Source organism: Actinomadura parmotrematis (assembly GCF_019458805.1).
GTDB classification, from domain to species: Bacteria; Actinomycetota; Actinomycetes; order Streptosporangiales; family Streptosporangiaceae; genus Spirillospora; species Spirillospora parmotrematis.
Map to the genome: position 1 here is coordinate 128698 of NZ_JAIBOA010000007.1, position 20265 is coordinate 148962.

At 72.1% G+C, this 20265-nt stretch carries 21 protein-coding genes; 16 read left to right on the forward strand and 5 right to left on the reverse strand.

All coding sequences use genetic code 11. From position 1 onward, the window contains the following. Positions 1-54: 54 nt before the first annotated feature. Genes K1Y72_RS12915 through K1Y72_RS12925 form a run of 3 tightly spaced genes read right to left on the reverse strand, consistent with a single transcriptional unit; the run spans position 55 to position 2701 of the window. Positions 55-987, reverse strand: a complete 933-nt coding sequence (locus K1Y72_RS12915; protein ID WP_220166389.1) for an EamA family transporter — start codon at positions 985-987, stop codon at positions 55-57. Between the two features lie 5 nt (positions 988-992). Continuing rightward, a complete protein-coding gene (locus K1Y72_RS12920; protein WP_220166392.1) occupies positions 993-1778 on the reverse strand; it encodes an ABC transporter permease in 786 nt (261 codons plus the stop codon). Beyond that, positions 1775-2701, reverse strand: coding sequence for an ABC transporter ATP-binding protein (locus tag K1Y72_RS12925; RefSeq protein WP_220166394.1), 927 nt, complete (start codon positions 2699-2701; stop codon positions 1775-1777). Before K1Y72_RS12925 ends, K1Y72_RS12920 begins: the two co-directional genes overlap by 4 nt. A gap of 147 nt (positions 2702-2848) precedes the next feature. On the opposite strand from K1Y72_RS12925, the gene K1Y72_RS12930 reads away from it, so the two are divergent. The 16 genes from K1Y72_RS12930 to K1Y72_RS13005 all read left to right on the forward strand — a co-directional run bounded on the left by K1Y72_RS12930 (position 2849) and on the right by K1Y72_RS13005 (position 18418). Then, positions 2849-3757, forward strand: coding sequence for a F0F1 ATP synthase subunit gamma (locus K1Y72_RS12930; protein ID WP_220166395.1), 909 nt, complete (start codon positions 2849-2851; stop codon positions 3755-3757). A 96-nt stretch (positions 3758-3853) separates the two neighbouring features. Beyond that, positions 3854-4123: a DUF3040 domain-containing protein gene (locus K1Y72_RS12935; RefSeq protein ID WP_220166398.1), complete on the forward strand. Its 270-nt coding sequence runs from the start codon at positions 3854-3856 to the stop codon at positions 4121-4123. Between the two features lie 359 nt (positions 4124-4482). After that, positions 4483-5847 carry an amino acid permease gene (locus K1Y72_RS12940; protein ID WP_308287040.1) on the forward strand — a complete coding sequence of 455 codons (1365 nt, stop codon included), beginning with the start codon at positions 4483-4485 and terminating at the stop codon, positions 5845-5847. Positions 5848-5944: 97 nt separating this feature from the next. Further along, positions 5945-7186 carry an arginine deiminase gene (locus K1Y72_RS12945; RefSeq protein WP_220166402.1) on the forward strand — a complete coding sequence of 414 codons (1242 nt, stop codon included), beginning with the start codon at positions 5945-5947 and terminating at the stop codon, positions 7184-7186. A gap of 42 nt (positions 7187-7228) precedes the next feature. Then, positions 7229-8230: an ornithine carbamoyltransferase gene (gene argF, locus K1Y72_RS12950; RefSeq protein ID WP_220166404.1), complete on the forward strand. Its 1002-nt coding sequence runs from the start codon at positions 7229-7231 to the stop codon at positions 8228-8230. A 35-nt stretch (positions 8231-8265) separates the two neighbouring features. Next, positions 8266-9201 (forward strand): carbamate kinase, encoded by a 936-nt coding sequence (gene arcC / locus K1Y72_RS12955; protein ID WP_220166406.1) that lies wholly within the window; start codon positions 8266-8268, stop codon positions 9199-9201. 89 nt (positions 9202-9290) lie between these two features. Then, positions 9291-10730: an amino acid permease gene (locus K1Y72_RS12960; RefSeq protein ID WP_308287041.1), complete on the forward strand. Its 1440-nt coding sequence runs from the start codon at positions 9291-9293 to the stop codon at positions 10728-10730. Between the two features lie 10 nt (positions 10731-10740). Beyond that, positions 10741-11655: a universal stress protein gene (locus K1Y72_RS12965; protein WP_220166410.1), complete on the forward strand. Its 915-nt coding sequence runs from the start codon at positions 10741-10743 to the stop codon at positions 11653-11655. 139 nt (positions 11656-11794) lie between these two features. Further along, positions 11795-12574: a helix-turn-helix transcriptional regulator gene (locus K1Y72_RS12970; protein WP_220166412.1), complete on the forward strand. Its 780-nt coding sequence runs from the start codon at positions 11795-11797 to the stop codon at positions 12572-12574. Then, positions 12571-13983, forward strand: coding sequence for a Fe-S cluster assembly protein SufB (gene sufB, locus K1Y72_RS12975; protein ID WP_220166414.1), 1413 nt, complete (start codon positions 12571-12573; stop codon positions 13981-13983). Before K1Y72_RS12970 ends, sufB begins: the two co-directional genes overlap by 4 nt. Next, positions 13983-15110, forward strand: coding sequence for a Fe-S cluster assembly protein SufD (sufD, locus tag K1Y72_RS12980; protein WP_220166417.1), 1128 nt, complete (start codon positions 13983-13985; stop codon positions 15108-15110). The genes sufB and sufD overlap by 1 nt, the downstream gene beginning before the upstream one ends. Further along, complete coding sequence (locus K1Y72_RS12985) at positions 15107-15427, forward strand: non-heme iron oxygenase ferredoxin subunit (protein WP_220166419.1); 321 nt, start codon at positions 15107-15109, stop codon at positions 15425-15427. The genes sufD and K1Y72_RS12985 overlap by 4 nt, the downstream gene beginning before the upstream one ends. A gap of 20 nt (positions 15428-15447) precedes the next feature. Beyond that, a complete protein-coding gene (gene sufC, locus K1Y72_RS12990; RefSeq protein WP_220166421.1) occupies positions 15448-16215 on the forward strand; it encodes a Fe-S cluster assembly ATPase SufC in 768 nt (255 codons plus the stop codon). Beyond that, a complete protein-coding gene (locus K1Y72_RS12995; protein WP_220166423.1) occupies positions 16212-17474 on the forward strand; it encodes a cysteine desulfurase in 1263 nt (420 codons plus the stop codon). Before sufC ends, K1Y72_RS12995 begins: the two co-directional genes overlap by 4 nt. A gap of 99 nt (positions 17475-17573) precedes the next feature. Continuing rightward, positions 17574-18032, forward strand: a complete 459-nt coding sequence (gene sufU, locus K1Y72_RS13000; RefSeq protein ID WP_220166426.1) for a Fe-S cluster assembly sulfur transfer protein SufU — start codon at positions 17574-17576, stop codon at positions 18030-18032. After that, positions 18029-18418 carry a metal-sulfur cluster assembly factor gene (locus K1Y72_RS13005; protein ID WP_220166428.1) on the forward strand — a complete coding sequence of 130 codons (390 nt, stop codon included), beginning with the start codon at positions 18029-18031 and terminating at the stop codon, positions 18416-18418. The genes sufU and K1Y72_RS13005 overlap by 4 nt, the downstream gene beginning before the upstream one ends. A gap of 52 nt (positions 18419-18470) precedes the next feature. Here the strand turns inward: K1Y72_RS13005 and K1Y72_RS13010 are convergent, their stop codons facing one another. Then, positions 18471-19580 carry an EAL domain-containing protein gene (locus tag K1Y72_RS13010; RefSeq protein WP_220166430.1) on the reverse strand — a complete coding sequence of 370 codons (1110 nt, stop codon included), beginning with the start codon at positions 19578-19580 and terminating at the stop codon, positions 18471-18473. 83 nt (positions 19581-19663) lie between these two features. Next, positions 19664-20059 (reverse strand): ABC transporter permease, encoded by a 396-nt coding sequence (locus K1Y72_RS13015; protein WP_220166432.1) that lies wholly within the window; start codon positions 20057-20059, stop codon positions 19664-19666. Between the last annotated feature and the right edge of the window lie 206 nt (positions 20060-20265).

Consider the following 20265-nt stretch of genomic DNA (forward strand, 5'->3'; position numbering starts at 1 on the left):
TGGCTCCTCTCGGCTGGTGTCGTCCCCGATCCTTCCACGCGCCGCGCGCGATCGTCATCCTTCGGCGGCGCGCGGCGGCTCCCGGCGGCCGTAGGTCGCGCCGACGCAGGCGACGATCACGCAGCCGATCGCCGCCCACTGGCGGGCCGACAGCACCTCGCCGAGCAGCGCCAGGCCGATCAGCGCCGCGGCGGCGGGCTCCAGGCTCATCAGGATGCTGAACAGCCGCGGCGGCATCCGCCGCAGCGCCTCCAGCTCCAGCGTGTAGGGGACCACCGACGACAGCAGGCCGACGCCGAGCCCGAGCAGCAGCAGCCGCGGATCGAGCAGGGCCGGCCCGCCGGTGGCGATGCCGGCGGGGGCGACGGCCGCGGCGCCGACGACGCTGGCGATCGCGAGGCCCGTCGTGCCCGAGAACCGCTGCCCGGTGGCGGCGCTCAGCAGGATGTAGCCGGCCCACGCGGCGCCCGCGAGCAGCGCGAACCCGATGCCGATGAGGTCGGTGGAGCCGCCCTGCGCGAGCAGCGCGACGCCGGCGAACGCCAGCAGCGCCCACACCGCGTCGCGGGCCCGCCGCGAACCGGCGATCGCGACGACGAGCGGCCCGAGGAACTCGACGGTGACCGCCATGCCGAGCGGGATCCGCTGGAACGACTGGTAGATCGAGAAGTTCATCAGCGCGAGGGTGAGGCCGAAGCCCGCGACCATCGCGAGGTCGCGGCGCGTCCGGCCGCGCAGCTCGGCGCGCAGCGCCCCCCGGCAGAGGACCGCGAGGACGGCCGCCGACGTGGCGAGCCGCAGCAGCACGACGGCGCTCGGCGACATCGCCGCGAACATGTGCTTGGCGATCCCCGCGCCCATCTGCACCGACACGATGCCGACGAGGATGAGCGCGGTGGGCGGCACCGACCCGAGGGACGGCAGCGGGACGCGGCGCGGCAGCGGTGCCGCGTCCGCGCAGGGGCCGGGGGCGTCGGCGAGGGCCATGCGGGTCACTCCCAGCGGAAGAAGCGGGCGGCGAGGGCGAGCCCGGCGACGGCCCAGGCGGCGAGGACCAGCAGCGGCTTGCCGGGCAGCGCCGCGCCGTGCTGGAGGACCTGCCGCAGGCCGTCGGCGAGCGCGGAGATCGGCAGCAGCTCCAGCGCCGAGCGGACGCCCGCGGGGAACTTCTCCAGCGGGAACACCACGCCGCCGACGGCCAGCAGCAGGACGTAGACGAGGTTGGCGGCGGCGAGCGTCGCCTCGGCGCGCAGCGTCCCGGCCATCAGCAGCCCGAACCCGCTGAACGCGGCGGTGCCGAGCAGCAGCAGGGCGACCACCGGCAGCGGGTTCCCGTGCGGGTGCCAGCCGAGCGCGAGCGCCACCGCGGCGATCACGACGGCCTGCACGGCCTCGACCAGCACGACGGCGGCGGTCTTGGCGGCGATCAGCCCGGCGCGCGGCAGCGGCGTCGCGCCGAGCCGCTTGAGCACGCCGTAGCGGCGCTCGAAGCCGGTGCCGATGGCCTGCCCTGTGAAGGCGGTCGACATGACCGCGAGGGCGAGGACGCCGGGGGCCAGGAAGTCGACCCGGCGGCCGGGGCCGAGGTCCAGCAGGGAGGTGGCGCTGAACAGGGTCAGCAGCACCACCGGGATGACCAGGGTGAGGAGGAGCTGCTCGCCGTTGCGCAGCGTGGCGCGCAGCTCGTAGCCCGCCTGCGCGGCGATCATGCGGGGCAGCGGGACGGCCCCGGGCGCGGGGCTGAGGTCCGGCGCCGGCGCGCTCGTCGGTGCGGTCATCCGCGCAGCTCCCGTCCGGTCAGTTCGAGGAAGACGTCCTCCAGCGTGCGCCGCTCGATGCGCAGGTCCTCGGCGAGGACGCCGTGCGAGGCGCACCAGGCGGTGACGGTGGCGAGCAGCTCGGGCCGCACGTCGCCCTCGACCAGGTAGTGCCCGGCGGGCGACTCCTTGGCGGCGCTGCCGGCGGGCAGGGCGGTGAGCAGCTCCTCCAGGCCGAGGCCGGGGCGGGCGCGGAAGCGCAGCTGGCGCTCGGCGCCGGTCAGCTCGGCGGGGGAGCCCTCGGCGACCACCCGGCCGTGGTCGACGATCACGACCCGGTCGGCGAGGCGCTCGGCCTCCTCCATGTGGTGGGTGGTGAGCACGACCGCGACGCCGGCGGCGCGCAGCCCCTCGACCAGCTCCCAGGTGGCGTGCCGGGCCTGCGGGTCCAGGCCGGTGGTGGGCTCGTCCAGGAACACCAGCTCGGGCCGCCCGACGACGGCGACGGCCAGCGACAGGCGCTGCTGCTGGCCGCCCGACAGGCGCCGGAACGGCGTGCGGGCGTGCTCGGTGAGGCCGAGCCGCGCCAGCAGCGCGGCCGGGTCGAGGGGCGCGCGGTGGAAGGAGGCGACGAGCCGCAGGAACTCGCCCGCGCGGGCGGTGCCGGGCACCCCGCCCGACTGCGGCATGACGCCGACGCGGGCCTTCAGGTCGCGGCCGCCGGCGGCCGGGTCGGCGCCGAGGACGCGGACGGTGCCGGCGTCGGCGCGGCGGTAGCCCTCGCAGATCTCGATCGCGGTGGTCTTGCCCGCCCCGTTCGGGCCGAGCAGCGCGGTGACCTCGCCGCGCGCCGCGCGCAGCGTCAGGCCGTCGAGCGCGGTGGCGGCGCCGTAGCGCTTCACCAGCGCGTCCAGCTCGACCGCGGGGTCTCCGGGGGGTGCCATGCCGACGAGTTTAGGTCCGGTCCCGGACGGTTCCGCGCACGCCCCCGGCGGCACCGGTTCGGCGCGCGGTGAAGCGCGGGTAAAAGCTCGGGCCGGGCCTCTCCGCGCCCCCGGCCGCCGGTCCCGCCGCGTGGCAGCGTGACCGCCATGGCCGCTCAACTGCGCGCGCTCCGATCGCGCATCCGCTCGGTGAAGTCCACCGCCAAGATCACCCGCGCCCAGGAACTGGTCGCGACCGCCAACATCTCCACCGCGCAGAACCGGCTGGCGGCGGCCAAGCCCTACGCCGACCAGGTGACCGCGGCGGTCTCCGCGCTCGTCAGCCACCACAACGGCATCGCCCACCCCCTGCTCGACCACGGCCGCGACACCGGCCGCGCCGCGGTGCTGATGATGACCAGCGACCGCGGCTTCTGCGGCGGCTACAACGTCAACGTGATCAAGGCGACGGACCAGCTCGCCACCGCGCTGCGCGAGCAGGGCGGCGAGCCGGTCGTCTACGCCGAGGGCCAGCGCGGCATCGACAACTACCGCTTCCGCGAGAAGCCGACGGCCGCGGAGTGGGGCGGCCGCTCGGGGCACCCCACCTACGAGCTGGCCGCCGAGATCGGCGCGACCCTGCTGGACGCGTTCTCCCGCCCCGTGGAGGAGGGCGGCGTCGGCGCCGTCCACATCGTCTACACCGAGTTCCACTCGATGCTGGAGCAGCGCACCACGGTCCGGCGCATCCTGCCGCTCGCCGTCGAGGACGCCGAGGCCGACGCGGCGGGCGGCGTCCTGCTGCCCGCCTACGACTTCGAGCCGACCCCCGCCGCCGCCCTGGACGGCCTGCTGCGCCAGTACGTCAACGCCCGCATCTGGCACATGCTGCTGGAGTCGGCCGCCGCGGAGTGGGCGGCCCGCCGTACCGCGATGATGGCCGCCACCGACAACGCCCACGACCTGGTGGACCGGCTGACCCGCGAGGCCAACGAGGCCCGCCAGGCCGAGATCACCAACGAGCTGAGCGAGATCGTCGCCGGCGCCGACGCCCTCACCGCCGCGGACTCCGACTGACCCCCTCCCCGGCGTCCCCGCAGGTCAAGGATTTGGACGCGGGACGTCAAGGCGGATAAAAAGTGCCCTAGCCGTGAACGGACGCTAGGGGGCGTGATGGAGCTGTCGCAGGCCGAGAACCGCGTGCTGGAGGACATCGGGCGGCGGATCGCCGCCGAGGACCCGGGGTACGCCGCGCGCCTGTCCGCCTTCGGCGGCTACGAGGGCAGCGCGCTCGGGATGCCCTCGCGCTGGACGCTCCTGCCCGTGGTGATCGTCGGCCTGCTGATGGTGGCGGGGCTCGTCGCCGGCGCCGTGCTGCTCCCCGGCGACGCCCACGCGGCCGCCGAGTCCGGCCGGGCGGCCGCCGGGGCGCTCCGGCACTGACCCCTCGACGCTGAAAAGGCGGCGGCCCCGAAAGGGGCCGCCGCCTTTTTCGTTGCCCGAAGCCGCCGTTCGGACCCTTCTTAAAGAAGGCCCAAAGAAATCCGTCGAAGGTCAAGCGGCGGCCAAAGGAAGGACGGTTCGCGTCCCGTTCGAAGGGGTTGTTCCTGGCCCCCGTCTCGATGATCGAATCCGGCGTTTCGCCAGGTGGGGGCGGGGGAATTCCCGCTGTGTCACTTGCTGATCAAGGGGTGGCGCAGGAGGACGGCAACTTCTTTTCGGGGGCATGCATGACAGAGCCTAAATCATCGCCTTGGGAGGCCGCCGAGCTGACCAGGGCCGGGGCCGAGAACCCCGAGAACGTGACCGAGGAAATCGCGCACGGCGACAAGCTCGGGCTGCCGCAGGCGACCGCGCTGGTCGTCGGCAACATCGTCGGGACGGGCATCTTCCTGCTGCCGGCCTCGCTCGCCGCCATCGGCACGATCAGCTTCGCCGTCATGGCCGCCACCGCCGTCGGCGCGATCGCGCTCGCCCTGGTGTTCGGCCGCCTCGGCGCCCGCATCCCCGCGAGCGGCGGCCCCTACGCCTACGCCCGCGACGGCTTCGGCGAGTTCGCCGGGTTCTGGACGTCCTGGTCGTTCTGGCTGACCGCCTGGGGCGGCAACGCCGGCATCGCGGTCGCCTGGGTCGGCTACGTCAACTACTTCCTGCACTGGGACAGCACCCTCGGCAAGATCGTGATCGGCCTGGTGGGGATGTGGATCCCGGCGCTGATCAACCTCAGCGGCGTCAAGAACATCGGCCTGTTCCAGCTGGTCACCACGGTGCTGAAGTTCGTGCCGCTGATCTTCGTGGGCATCGTCGGGCTGTTCTTCCTCAATTCCGACAACTTCGGCCCGTTCAACGCGAGCGGGGACTCGACGTGGAACGCGCTCTGGCTCGCCGCCGGCCTGATCCTGTTCATCTACTCGGGCATGGAGAGCGTCACCATCGTCGCCGAGCGGATCAAGGACCCCGCCCGCAACGTCGGCAAGGCCAGCATCTACGGCGTGCTCGGCTGCACCGTCATGTACCTGCTCGCCACCGTGGCGATCTTCGGTACGGTCGCGCACGACCAGCTGATGAACTCCGAGGCGCCGTTCGCCGACGCCATCAACAACATGTTCGGCGGCAGCATCTGGGGCGGCGTCATGGCCGCCTGCGCGATCGTGTCGGGCATCGGCGCGCTGAACGGCTGGACCCTGCTGGTCGCCGAGATGCCGATGGCCGCCGCCCGCGACGGCATGTTCCCGAAGTCGTTCGCCCGGCTGAACCGCCGCGGCGCCCCGGTGGTGGGCATCATCGTCGGCACGCTGCTGAGCTCGGCGATGCTGCTGTTCGCCTACGCCTCGGAGAACGCCTTCAACACGATCCTGCTGTTCGCGTCCTTCACCACCGCGATCCCGTACTTCTTCTCCGCCGCGGCGCAGCTGTTCTGGCTGGTCACCGGCGGCCGCCAGGTGAACAAGCGGCGCATGGCCGTGGACGTCACCATGGCCGTGATCGCGCTGCTGTTCTCCTTCGCCATCGTCTACGGGTCGGGCGAGCAGGCCGTGATGCTCGGCATCCTCGCCCTGCTCATCGGCGTCCCGGTCTACATCTGGATCAAGGCCCAGCGCGGCGAGTACGGCGCCCGCGAGACCACGCCGGCCGCGCCGTCCACGCCGGTCGAGCCGAGTCCCTGACCCGCCGGCGCGCCGTCCACCACCGCAAGCCATCCGTCCCCGGCGGGCCGCCGCGCGCACGCGCGGCCCGCCGGGAGTCACCAGAGAGGTCCATCGCATGTCCTTCCACGTCGATTCCGAGGTCGGCAAGCTGCGCCAGGTGCTGGTGCACAAGCCCGAGCTGTCCCTGAAGCGCCTCACCCCGTCCAACGCCGCCGACCTGCTGTTCGACGACGTGCTGTGGGTGCAGCGCGCCGGCGAGGAGCACGAGGAGTTCCAGAAGGTGCTGCGCGACCGCGGCATCCAGGTGCAGCTCCTGCTCGACCTGCTACGGGAGACCATCGAGATCCCCGAGGCCAAGAAGCACATCCTCGACTACGTCATCGACCCCAAGTGGTACGGGCCGCTCGCCACCGACGCGATCCGCAACACCTTCGACTCCATGGACCTGCGCGAGCTCGGGTCCTACCTCATCGGCGGCATCACCAAGCGCGAGCTGATGGAGTACATGGACGAGCCCAAGTCGATCGCGTTCCACACGATCGGCATGGACGACTTCATCCTCACCCCGCTGCCGAACCACCTGTTCACCCGCGACACCTCCTGCTGGGTCTACAACGGCGTCTCGATCAACGCGATGCGCAAGAAGGCCCGCATCCGCGAGACGGTGAACATGGAGGCGATCTACAAGTTCCACCCGCTGTTCGCCGACGGCTACGACCGCGCGGACGACGGCGGCTTCCACGTCTGGAACGAGGGCACCAAGATGGCCCCGGCGACGATGGAGGGCGGCGACGTCCTGGTCATCGGCAAGGGTTCGGTGCTCATCGGCATGAGCGAGCGCACCCAGCCGCAGGCGGTGGAGATGCTCGCCAAGTCGCTGTTCTCCCAGGAGAAGTGCAACAAGATCGTCGCGCTGCGGATGCCGGAGAAGCGCGCGTTCATGCACCTGGACACCGTCATGACGATGGTCGACCACGGCGTGTTCACCAAGTACGCCGGCCTCGGGATGCTGCCCTCCTACACCGTCGAGCCGGGCGACACCGAGAAGGAGCTGAAGGTCACCGACCACGCCGCCGAGGACATGCACAAGGCCATCGGCGCCGCCCTCGGCCTCGACGACATCAAGGTGCTCACCGCCACCCAGGACGTGTTCGCCGCCGAGCGCGAGCAGTGGGACGACGGCTCCAACGTCCTCGCGATCGAGCCGGGCGTCGTCATCGCCTACGAGCGCAACACCACCACCAACAACTTCCTGCAGAAGAACGGCGTGGAGGTCATCACGATCCGCGGCAGCGAGCTCGGCCGCGGCCGCGGCGGCCCCCGCTGCATGAGCTGCCCGCTGGAGCGGGACGCCTGACCGGCGGCGCGAGCGACCACCCACGAGCGACGGAGGACACCCATGGCGTACAACCTGCGCGGGCGCAGCTTCCTGAAGGAGCTGGACTTCACGCCCAAGGAGTTCCGGTTCCTGCTGGACCTGGCGGCCGACCTGAAGGCCGCCAAGTACAACGGCACCGAGCGGCCGATGCTGACCGGCAAGAACATCGCGCTGATCTTCGAGAAGACCTCGACGCGCACCCGCTGCGCCTTCGAGGTCGCCGCGCACGACCAGGGCGCGCACGTCACCTACCTGGACCCCTCGGGCTCCCAGATCGGCCACAAGGAGTCGATGAAGGACACCGCCCGCGTCCTCGGCCGGTTCTTCGACGGCATCGAGTACCGCGGGTCCAAGCAGACCTTCGTCGAGGAGCTCGCGCGGCACTCGGGCGTCCCGGTCTGGAACGGCCTGACCGACGAGTGGCACCCGACCCAGATGCTCGCCGACGCGCTCACCATGCGCGAGCACAGCGACAAGCCGCTCAGCGAGATCACCTTCGCCTACCTCGGCGACGCCCGCAACAACATGGGCCACTCCTACATCGCGGCGGGCGCGCTGCTCGGCATGAACGTGCGGATCGTCGCGCCGAAGTCGCTCTGGCCCGACCAGGACATGGTCGTCAAGCCCGCCAAGGAGGTCGCCGCGCAGACCGGCGCGGAGATCGTCATCACCGACGACGTCGCCGAAGGCGTCAAGGGCGCCGACTTCGTCCTCACCGACGTGTGGGTCTCCATGGGCGAGCCCAAGGAGGTCTGGGACGAGCGGATCAAGCTGCTCAAGCCCTACCAGGTGAACATGGACGTGCTGAAGGCCACCGGCAACCCGCAGGTGAAGTTCATGCACTGCCTGCCGGCCTTCCACAACCGCGAGACCGCCGTCGGCGAGGACATCTACGAGAAGACCGGCCTGGACGCCCTGGAGGTGACCGACGAGGTCTTCGAGTCCGACCGCTCGATCGTCTTCGACGAGGCCGAGAACCGGATGCACACCATCAAGGCCGTGATGGTCGCGACCCTCGGCTGAGCCGGGACCGCGACCGCAGGGGAGACGGGGGAACCATGCGCGTAGTCGTCGCGCTGGGCGGCAACGCCCTCATGCAGCGCGGGCAGAAGCCCGACGCCGAACTGCAGCGCGCCAACGTGGCGGCGGCGGTGAAGTCGCTCGCGCCGCTGGCCGAGCGGCACGAGCTCATCATCACGCACGGCAACGGCCCGCAGGTCGGGGTGCTGGCGCTGGAGAGCATCAACGACCCGAACCTGGAGCGGCCCTACCCGCTGGACACCATCGGGGCCGAGACCCAGGGCATGATCGGGTACTGGATGCTGCAGGCGCTGCAGAACGCGCTGCCCGGCCGCCAGGTCGTCTCGATGATCAACCAGACGCTGGTGTCGGCCGTCGACCCGGCCTTCCAGAACCCGACCAAGTTCGTCGGGCAGGTCTACACCGAGGACGAGGCGGCCAAGTACGCCAAGGAGTACGGCTGGACGGTCAAGCCCGACGGCGACATGTGGCGCCGCGTGGTGCCGTCGCCGCTGCCGCAGCGCGTCATCGAGACCCGCCTCATCCGCACCCTGGTGCGGACCGGGACGGTCGTGGTGTGCGCGGGCGGCGGCGGCGTCCCGGTCGTCCGCAACGACGTCGGCCAGCTGGAGGGCGTCGAGGCGGTCATCGACAAGGACATGACCGCCTCGCTGCTCGGCGAGGTGCTGGAGGCCGACGCGTTCCTCATCCTCACCGACGTGCCGCGCGTCATGCGCAACTACGGCACCCCGGCGCAGGAGGAGATCGAGCACACCACGCCGTGGGAGCTGCGCAACGAGGACTTCCCGGCCGGGTCCATGGGCCCGAAGGTCGAGGCGGTCGCCGGGTTCGTGGAGCGCACCGGCGACATGGCCGCGATCGGGCGGCTGGACCAGTGCATGGAGATCCTGGAGGGCAAGGCGGGCACGATCGTGACGCCGAACGCCACCTGGCCGCTCAGCAGCACGCTGTAGGACCGCGGAGGCCGCCCGCGCGGGCGGCCTCCGCGCACATGTCATCGCAGAGCACATGTCACGCAGGGACGGACTCGGGGGAGTACGACGTGGGCGCAGGCGCCGGATCGGCGGGGCTGCTGCACAGCCTGTTCAGGACGAAACCGATCGACCAGGTCGTCCACGAGGACGGCCAGGGCGAGGGCGGCGAGCTGAAGCGCACGATGGGGCTCTGGCAGCTGACGCTGTTCAGCGTCGGCGCGACCCTCGGCACCGGCATCTTCTTCGTGCTCGGGCAGGCGGTGCCGGTCGCCGGGCCCGCCGTCGTGCTCGGCTTCGTGCTCGCCGGCGTCACCGCGCTGTTCTCGGCGCTGTCCTACGCCGAGCTCGCCGGGACGATCCCGGTGTCGGGGTCGTCCTACTCCTACACCTACGCCACCATGGGCGAGCTCGTCGCCTGGGTGTGCGGCTGGTGCCTGCTGCTGGAGTACGCGGTGTCGGTGTCGGCGGTCGCCTCCAGCTGGGGCGGCTACCTGAACGACTTCTTCGACGCGGCGTTCGGCTTCACCCTGCCGCAGGCGATCAGCCACACGCCCGGCGACGAGGGCGGCGTCGTCAACCTGCCCGCGGTGATCATCATCGCGCTGGCCATGGTGCTGCTGCTCCAGGGCACCTCCGAGAGCGCCACCGCCAACACCATCATGGTCTCGCTGAAGATGGTCGTGCTGGCGTTCTTCTGCGTCGTCGCCTTCACCGCCTTCGACACCGGCAACTTCTCCTCGTTCGCCCCCATGGGGTGGGCGGGCATCAGCGCCGCCGGGTCGAAGGTGTTCTTCTCCTACATCGGCTTCGACGCCGCCTCGACCGCCGGCGAGGAGGCCAAGAACCCCAAGCGGGACCTGCCGCTCGCCATCCTGCTGTCGCTGCTCATCGTCACGGTGATCTACGTGCTGGTCGGCGTCGCCGCCGTCGGCGCCATGCCCTGGCAGGACTTCGACTCCGACACCTCCCTCGCCGACGTGCTGAACCTCGCGACCGGCAACGCCTCCTGGGCCTCGCTGATCCTGTCGTTCGGCGTGGTGATCTCGATGGGCACGGTGGTGCTGACCGTGCTGTACGGCCAGACCCGCATCCTGTTCGCGATGTCGCGCGACGGCCTCGTCCCGAAGGTGTTCGAGCGGGTGGGCCGCAACTCGGTGCCGGTCGCCAACACCGTCATCGTCTGCGCGTTCGTGGCACTGCTGGCCGCGGTGGTGCCGCTCGGGCAGCTCGCCGAGGCCACCAGCATCGGCACCCTGTTCGCGTTCTCGCTGGTCAACCTGGGCGTGATCGTGCTCCGCCGGACCCGGCCCGACCTGCCGCGCAGCTTCCGCTCCCCGCTGTTCCCGATCACCCCGATCATCGGCGTCGCGCTCTGCGTCTACCTCATGGCCGGCCTGGAGTCGGTGACCTGGCTGGTCTTCCTCATCTGGCTCGCCGTCGGGATGGTCGCCTACTTCGGCTACGGCCGCCGCAACTCCAAGCTCGCCCGCGCCCGGACGAGCGACTGAGGGGCTACTGATGGACAACCTCAACATCCTGGTCGGCTACTCGCCCGACGACCGCGGCGACGACGCGCTGACGCTCGCCGCCCTGGTGGCGCGCACCGCCGGCAGCTCGCTGACGATCGCCCACGTGCGGCCGCCCGCCTGGCCGACCCGCGGCGCCGGCTCGGTGGACGCCGAGTGGGTCGCCTACCTCAAGGAGCAGTCCGAGGAGGCGCTCCGGCAGGCCCGCGACCGGCTGAAGGAGCTGAAGGTCCCGGCGCGGCGGGCCGACTTCCAGATGTACTCGCACCGGGGCAGCGGCCGCGGCCTCATCGCGGCCGCCGAGGAGATCGGCGCCGGGCTGATCATCGTCGGGTCGGCACCGCGCGGCCGCCGGGACCGCGTCGCGATCGGCAGCACCGCCGACCAGCTCCTGCACGGCTCGCCGGCGCCGGTCATGATGGCGCCGCGCGGCTTCGCCGAGTCGGCGCCGAAGAAGTTCGAGCGGCTCACCATCGCCTACTGGCGGCGGCGCGAGGTCGAGGGGCCGCTGCTCCGCTCCGCCCAGTACGCGCAGTCGCTCGGCGTCCCGGTGCGCCTCGTCACCATGGTGCTGCGGCCGGCCGGGCTCCCGGCCCGCTTCCTGCGCTCCCACGACGTGGTGGAGCGCCAGGTCGAGCAGGCCGAGAAGGACCTGGCCTACGCCGCCCGGCTGCTCGGGCCGAGCGCCCGGGAGAGCGGGCTGGAGCTCACCACCGAGACGGCGGTCGGCGCCGGCATCGCCAAGACCCTCGGCGGGCTGGACATCGGCGAGGGGGAGATCCTCGCCCTGATGTCCAGCCACGAGGGGCCGCTCCGCAAGGTCTTCCTGGGGGAGCGGTCGGGCAAGATCGTGCGGGCGGCGCCCTGCCCCGTCATCGTCCTGCCGCGCGGCCTCACCAGCCGCTGAACCCGCGGCCGGACCGCGCGCCGGACCCGTCGCCGGGCACGAAACCGCAGGTTAGGTAAGGCTTACCTGCGTGACCGACGACATCGGCGTTCCGTTGGTGGCCGGGAAGGAATTACGGCACACTGACGTTGTGAAAAACGTGACCGAGACCCCGACCAGCGCCACGGCCGCCTCCGCGCGGCCCGCCGGCGTGCCGTCGGGCCCGGCCGGCGAGGGCGAGCGCGACACCCGCGCCCGCGTCGCCCGGCTCGTCCTCGAACACGGACCGATCACCGCGTCCGCGCTCGGCGAGCGGATGGGCCTGACGCCCGCCGCGATCCGCCGGCACCTGGACGCGCTGCTCGCCGAGGGCATGGTCGAGACGCGGTCGGCGCGCCCCAGCGCCGTGCGCGGCCGCGGCCGCCCGGCCAAGTGGTTCGCCATCACCGACGCCGGCCGCAGCGCCTTCGTGCACGCCTACGACGACCTGGCGACGAGCGCGCTCCGCTTCCTCGCCGAGACGGCGGGGGAGCAGGCCGTCGCCCGCTTCGCCCGGCGGCAGATCGCCGACCTGGAGCGACGCTACCACCCCGTCGTGCAGGGGGCCTCGCCGCAGCAGCGGGTGCGCACCCTGGCCGAGGCCCTGTCGGCCGACGGCTACGCCGCCGCGGCCGGCGAGGCGCCGCAGCGCGGCGGCGGCGAGCAGCTCTGCCAGCACCACTGCCCGGTCGCGCACGTGGCCGCGCAGTTCCCGCAGCTCTGCGAGGCCGAGACCGAGGCGTTCGGCCGGCTGCTCGGGCTGCCCGTGCAGCGGCTCGCCACCATCGCCCACGGCGACGGCATCTGCACCACCCACGTCACCGCCCGGTCCCTCTGCGAGGGCGAGCGCGGCGACGGTCAGGATATGGACCACGAGGAGTCCGGGAGGACCTCCCTATGACGACTGCAGCCCACCCGGAGCTGGAGGGGCTCGACCGGTACAAGTTCGGTTGGGCCGACTCCGACGCCGCCGGTGCCAGCGCCCGCCGCGGCCTGAACGAGGACGTCGTCCGCGACATCTCGGGCAAGAAGAGCGAGCCCGAGTGGATGCTCGACCTGCGCCTGAAGGGGCTGCGGCTGTTCGACAAGAAGCCGATGCCCTCCTGGGGGTCGGACCTGTCGGAGATCGACTTCGACAACATCAAGTACTTCGTGCGCTCGACCGAGAAGCAGGCCGCCTCGTGGGAGGAGCTCCCCGAGGACATCAAGAACACCTACGACAAGCTGGGCATCCCCGAGGCGGAGAAGCAGCGGCTGATCGCGGGCGTGGCCGCCCAGTACGAGTCCGAGGTCGTCTACCACAAGATCCGTGAGGACCTGGAGGAGAAGGGCGTCCTGTTCCTGGACACCGACACCGGGCTGCGCGAGCACCCGGAGATCTTCCAGGAGTACTTCGGCTCGGTCATCCCGGTCGGCGACAACAAGTTCGCCGCGCTGAACACCGCCGTCTGGTCGGGCGGCTCGTTCATCTACGTGCCGCCGGGCGTGCACGTGGAGATCCCGCTGCAGGCCTACTTCCGGATCAACACCGAGAACATGGGCCAGTTCGAGCGGACCCTGATCATCGCCGACGAGGGCTCCTACGTGCACTACGTCGAGGGCTGCACGGCGCCGATCTACAAGTCCGACTCGCTGCACTCGGCCGTGGTGGAGATCGTGGTGAAGAAGGACGCCCGCGTCCGCTACACCACCATCCAGAACTGGTCGAACAACGTCTACAACCTGGTGACCAAGCGCGCCGTCGCCTACGAGGGCGCCACCATGGAGTGGATCGACGGCAACATCGGCTCCAAGGTCACCATGAAGTACCCGGCCGTCTACCTGCTCGGCGAGCACGCCAAGGGCGAGACGCTGTCCATCGCCTTCGCCGGCGAGGGCCAGCACCAGGACGCCGGCGCCAAGATGGTGCACGCCGCGCCGAACACCTCCTCGACCATCGTGTCCAAGTCGGTGGCGCGCGGCGGCGGCCGCACCTCCTACCGCGGCCTGATCCAGGTCCAGGAGGGCGCCGAGCGCAGCAAGTCCACCGTCAAGTGCGACGCGCTGCTGGTCGACCAGATCAGCCGGTCCGACACCTACCCCTACGTCGACGTCCGCGAGGACGACGTGGAGATGGGCCACGAGGCCACCGTCTCCAAGGTGTCGGAGGACCAGCTGTTCTACCTGATGAGCCGCGGCCTGAACGAGGACGAGGCCATGGCCATGATCGTGCGCGGCTTCGTCGAGCCCATCGCGCGGGAGCTGCCGATGGAGTACGCGCTGGAGCTGAACCGGCTCATCGAGCTGCAGATGGAAGGAGCCGTCGGCTGATGGGGCTCGACACCACCAAGCCCCTCTCGACGCTGCACGAGAGGGCGTCCTTCGAGGTCGCCGACTTCGAGGTGCCGACCGGCCGCGAGGAGGAGTGGCGGTTCACCCCGCTGCGCCGCCTGCGCGGGCTGCACAACGGCTCCGCCGACGCCGACGGCAAGATCATCATCGAGGCGGCGCCGGCGCCCGAGGTCACGGTCGAGACCGTGGCCCGCGACGACGCCCGCCTCGGCAAGGCGTTCGTCCCGGCCGACCGGGTGAGCGCGCAGGCGTGGGCCTCCTTCACCGAGGCCACCGTCGTGACCGTGCCGAAGGAGGTCGAGGCGAGCGCCCCGACCGTCCTCCGGCTGCGCGGCGAGGACGCCTCCGCGGCGGCCTACGGGCACACCACCGTGATCCTGGAGCCGTTCGCCCGCGCCACCGTCGTGCTGGCGCACCGCGGCTCGGCGACCTACGCCGACAACGTCGAGTTCGTCGTCGGCGACGGCGCCGCCCTGTCGGTGATCAGCCTCCAGGACTGGGACGACGACAGCGTGCACGTGTCGCACCAGTACGCGCGCCTCGGCCGCGACGCCCGCTTCACCTCGCACAACATCAGCCTCGGCGGCGACCTCGTGCGGGTGTCCCCGTCGGTCGCCTACGACGGCCCCGGCGGCGACGCCGAGCTGTACGGCGTCTACTTCGCCGACGGCGGCCAGCACCTGGAGCACCGGCTGCTCGTCGACCACTCGGTCCCGAACTGCCGCAGCCGGGTCGACTACCGCGGCGCGCTCCAGGACCAGGACGCGCACGCCGTCTGGATCGGCGACGTGATCATCCGGGCCGAGGCCGAGGGCACCGACACCTACGAGCTGAACCGCAACCTGGTGCTGACCGACGGCACCCGCGTCGACTCGGTGCCGAACCTGGAGATCCTCACCGGTGAGGTCGCCGGCGCGGGCCACGCCTCGGCGTCCGGCCGCCTCGACGACGAGCACCTGTTCTACCTCCAGGCCCGCGGCATCCCCTTCGACCAGGCCCGCCGCATGGTCGTGCGCGGCTTCCTCGGCCAGCTCGTCGAGCGCATCGAGGTCGCCGACGTGCGCGCGAAGGTCGAGGCCGCCATCGAGGCGGAGCTGGACCGATGAGCTACGTGAAGGTGTGCGCGCTCGCCGACATCGCCGCGGGCACCGCGCTCGCCGTCGAGGTGGACGGCACCCCGGTGGCGCTCGCCCGCACCGCCGGCGACGAGGTGTTCGCCGTCAACGACGTCTGCTCGCACGCCGAGGTCTCGCTCGCCGAGGGCGAGGTCGAGAACGGCACCATCGAGTGCTGGCTGCACGGGTCCTGCTTCGACCTGCGCACGGGCAAGCCCACCAACCCGCCGGCGACGCAGCCGGTCGCCACCTACCGGGTGAAGGTGCGGGACGGCGACGTCTACGTCTCGCTCGGCTCCGAAGACTGACACGAGGAAAGCACACAGATATGGCCACCCTTGAGATCCGCGACCTGCACGTGTCCGTCGGCGACGGCGGCGAGGGCAGCAAGGAGATCCTGCGCGGCGTGAACCTGACGGTGAAGGCCGGCGAGACGCACGCCATCATGGGCCCGAACGGCTCGGGCAAGTCGACCCTCGCCTACGCCATCGCGGGCCACCCCAAGTACACCGTCACCGGCGGCACCGTCACCCTCGACGGCGAGGACGTCCTCGACATGAGCGTGGACGAGCGGGCCCGCGCCGGCCTGTTCCTCGCCATGCAGTACCCCGTCGAGGTGCCCGGCGTCTCGGTGTCGAACTTCCTGCGCTCGGCGGTCACCGCCGTCCGCGGCCAGGCGCCGAAGCTGCGCGAGTTCTCCAAGGAGATGAAGGGCGCGATGGACGCCCTGTCCATCGACCCGGCGTTCGCGCAGCGCAGCCTGAACGAGGGCTTCTCCGGCGGCGAGAAGAAGCGGCACGAGATCCTCCAGCTGGAGATGCTCAAGCCCAAGATCGCGGTGCTGGACGAGACCGACTCGGGCCTGGACGTGGACGCCCTGAAGGTCGTCTCCGAGGGCGTCAACCGGTTCGGCGCGGCCGGCGAGACCGGCGTCCTGCTGATCACGCACTACACCCGCATCCTGCGCTACGTGAAGCCCGACTTCGTGCACGTCTTCGCCGGCGGCAAGGTCGTCGCCGACGGCGGCCCCGAGCTCGCCGAGGAGCTGGAGAACGAGGGCTACGAGAAGTACGTGAAGGCGGGCGCGTCCCTGTGAGCTTCCGTGCCGAGGAGGTCAAGAAGGACTTCCCGCTGCTGCGGCGGACGGTCCGCGGCGGCGCGCCGCTGATCTACCTGGACTCGGGCGCGACCTCGCAGAAGCCCTTCCAGGTGCTGGACGCCGAGCGCGAGTTCTACGAGCGGCACAACGCCGCCGTGCACCGCGGCGCGCACCTGCTCGGCGAGGAGGCCACCGACGCCTACGAGGGCGGCCGCGCCAAGGTCGCCGCGTTCGTCGGGGCGGTCCCCGGCGAGATCGTGTTCACCAAGAACGCGACCGAGGCGATCAACCTGGTCGCCTACGCGATGGGCAACGCCGCGACCGCCGGCCCCGAGGCCGAGCGGTTCGCGGTCGGCCCCGGCGACGAGATCGTCGTCACCGAGATGGAGCACCACGCCAACCTGGTGCCCTGGCAGCAGCTCTGCCAGCGCACCGGCGCGACGCTGCGCTGGTTCTCCCTCACCGACGACGGCCGTCTCGACCTGGACGGCCTGGACGGGCTGGTCAACGAGCGCACGAAGGTGGTCGCGCTCACCCAGCAGTCCAACGTGCTCGGCACCGTCAACCCGGTCGCGCTCATCGCCGAGCGGGCGCACGCCGTCGGCGCGCTCGTGGTGGTCGACGGCGCCCAGTCGGTGCCGCACCAGGCGGTCGACGTCGCCGCGCTCGGCGCCGACTTCCTGGCCTTCTCCGGGCACAAGATGCTCGGCCCGACCGGCGTCGGCGTGCTGTGGGGCCGCCGCGAGCTGCTGGAGGCGCTGCCGCCCTTCATCACCGGCGGCTCCATGATCGAGGTCGTGCGGATGGAGGAGTCGACGTTCCTGCCGCCGCCGCAGCGGTTCGAGGCGGGCTCGCCGAACGCCGCCCAGGTCGTCGGCCTCGGCGCGGCGGTGGACTACCTCACCGCGCTCGGCATGGAGAACGTGCACGCCCACGAGGAGGCCCTCACCGGCTACGCGCTGGAGCGCCTCGCCGAGGTCGGCGGCGTCCGCGTCGTCGGCCCGACGACCACCGAGGCGCGCGGCGGGGCGGTGTCGTTCGCCGTCGAGGGCATCCACCCGCACGACGTCGGGCAGGTGCTGGACGAGCTCGGCGTCGAGGTCCGCGTCGGCCACCACTGCGCGTGGCCGATCTGCCGCCGCTACGGCGTCCCGGCGACGACCCGCGCCTCGTTCTACGTGCACAACACCGAGAGCGACGTGGACGCGATGGCCGAGGGCATCCGCAAGGCCCAGAAGTTCTTCGGCACCACCTAGCTTTTGCCGGGTGGTTTCAGGAGGGTCGTCCCTCCTGACAGGAACAGTCTGAGCCGATGGCCTGTTGTAGCACCGGAGGCAGCGGCCGGAGAGGAAGCCATGCAGCTTGAGGCGATGTACCAGGAGGTCATCCTCGACCACTACCGCAACCCCCTGAACAAGGGGCTGCGGGAGCCGTTCGAGGGGGAGGCGCACCACGTCAACCCGACCTGCGGCGACGAGATCACGCTGCGCGTGCACCTGGACGGCGCCGGCCGGGACGCGGCCGTCGCCGACGTCTCCTACGACGCGATGGGCTGCTCCATCAGCCAGGCCAGCGCCTCGGTGATGACCGACCTCCTGATCGGCAAGTCGGTCAAGGAGGCCATGGAGGTCGGGGACGAGTTCCTCGCCCTCATGCAGTCGCGGGGGCGGGAGACCGCGCCGAACGAGGACGTCCTGGAGGACGCCGTCGCGTTCGCCGGCGTCTCCAAGTACCCCGCCCGCATCAAGTGCGCCCTGCTCGCCTGGATGGCGTGGAAGGACGCGACCGCCCGCGCTCTCGGAGAGGCATCATGACCGACACCCCCGCAACCGACGCTCCCGCGCCCGCGGCGCCCGAGGCCCCGTCGGCGGAGCTCGCCGCCGCCGCGGTGGACGCGTCCGCCGAGGAGGAGGTCCTGGAGGCGCTGAAGGACGTGGTGGACCCCGAGCTCGGGATCAACGTCGTCGACCTCGGCCTGATCTACGGCATCGACCTGTCGGACGGGATCGCCACGATCGACATGACGCTGACCAGCGCGGCCTGCCCGCTGACCGACGTCATCGAGGACCAGGCGCACTCGGCGCTGGAGGGCCTGGTCCAGGACGTCAAGATCAACTGGGTCTGGCTGCCGCCGTGGGGCCCCGACAAGATCACCGATGAGGGCCGCGACCAGCTGCGCGCCCTCGGCTTCAACGTCTGACCGGACGTCCGCGAAGGCCGCGCCCCCGTATCGGGGGCGCGGCCTCGGCGTTTCAGCGGGCGGCGAGGCCGCGGATGAGGTCGGCGACGCGGACGATGCCGAGGCAGCGGCCGACCTCGTCGACCACGACGAGGTCGTCGTAGACGCGGTCGTCCTCGGCGCCGGCGGCGCGCAGCGCGGCGATGGCGGGGACGGTGTGCGGGATCGGCCGGGGCGCGTCGGCGAGGCGCGCGGCGGGCTTGTGCGCGTGCAGGGCGTGGCCGTAGGCGCCGGAGAGGCGGAGCAGGAAGCGGGTGCGGTCCACGGTGGCCTGCGGGCGCTGCCGCCCGTCCACGAGGACGACGCTGGAGGTGCCGGCCTCGGCGTTCAGCACCTCCAGCACCTCGTCGGCGGTCGCGGTGTCGGGCATCGTCACCGCCGGCAGGGTGTACTCGGCGACGCGCGGCCCGAGGCCGGGATCGGCGCGGGCCGGCGCGGGCGGCGCGACGGGGACCGAGACCGGCATGCCCGGCTGCCACTCGGGCGGCGCGAGCGCCGGGCCCTGGACGAGGCGGACGCCGAGCTCGCGCATCCGCAGCACCTGGTCCCTGTGGTCCAGGCCAGGGGCGAGGACGTGCGCGCCGATGCGGTGGGCGAGGTCGACGAGCACGGTCACGAGGGAGGTGCGGCCGGGATCGGTGACGGCGCGGCGGGCGAGGTCGGCGTCCAGGCGGACGAGGTAGGGCACGCCCTCGACGAGCAGGTCCAGCGGGGCGTGCGCGGCGCCGAGGCCCGCGATGCCGACGAGGTAGCCGGCGTGGCGGAGGGCGCGCAGGCCGGCCGAGACGGCCGGGCGCTGGGCGGGGGCGAAGCCGCCGCCGACGCAGAGCAGCAGCTCGCGGGGGCGGCGGCCGGTGCCCGTCAGGCCGCGGTGCAGGGCGTCCAGGGCGGTTTCGCCCGCCGCGAGGGTCTCGGCGCGGACGCCGAGCGCGAGCGGCAGCCGGGTGGCCGCGCCCGCGTGCGCGGCGTCGATCGCGCGTTGCACGTCGCGGGCGGCCGGGTCGCCCCCGGGGAGGGCGTCCGGTTCGGGCTGGGGCTCGACGGCGACGACGGCGCCCGAGCCGAGGTCGACGACCGGCCGGTAGGCCGCGCGGGCCGGGAGCCGGACCTCCAGAGCTGACACAACGGCATCATGCACCCGGAAAACGGTCACATCGCTTTTGTAGGTACAGAGTTCACGGACTGTTCGGCGGCCGGGCGGTGCGTTCAGGCGCCCTCGCCGCTGAACAGCGCCGACAGCAGGTAGGTGGCGCCGGCGAGCGCCGCGAGCCAGGCGAAGGGCGTCACGTCCGCGCCGCGCAGCGCCTGCACGACGAGCGCGCCGACGACGGCGATGACGAGCACGTCGCCGGTCATCGCCGCCGACTTCAGGTGCGCGCGGGCCCGGTGGCCGGTGCCGAACGCCTCGCTGAAGGGCAGGGCCGGCTCGTTGCGGCGGTAGGCGAGCAGCGCGGCGTACCCGGCGAGCACGCCGAGGGTGACGAGGCCGGTGCCGGTCCGGCCGTCGGCGGCGAGGACGGCGGCGAGCACGACGCCGAGGGTCAGGGCGAGCGCCGGGGCGATCCAGCGGCCGATGCCGCGGCGTTCGGGGGCGGTCCACATGTCCGACATCCTTCCCGAATCGGCGGGCGCCCGGCGCCGGACGCGCCGGGCGGACCGGCCCCCGGCACCGATCATGGCCGGGGGCGGCCCCGCCATCACGTAGACTGATCAGGTGATTCCGCTCCGGAGCTGACAGGCCCCGCCGGCGCGTCCCGGTCCCCCTGGCCGCGGCGCGCCCCTTCGTGCCGTCGCGCGCCGCGCCGCAC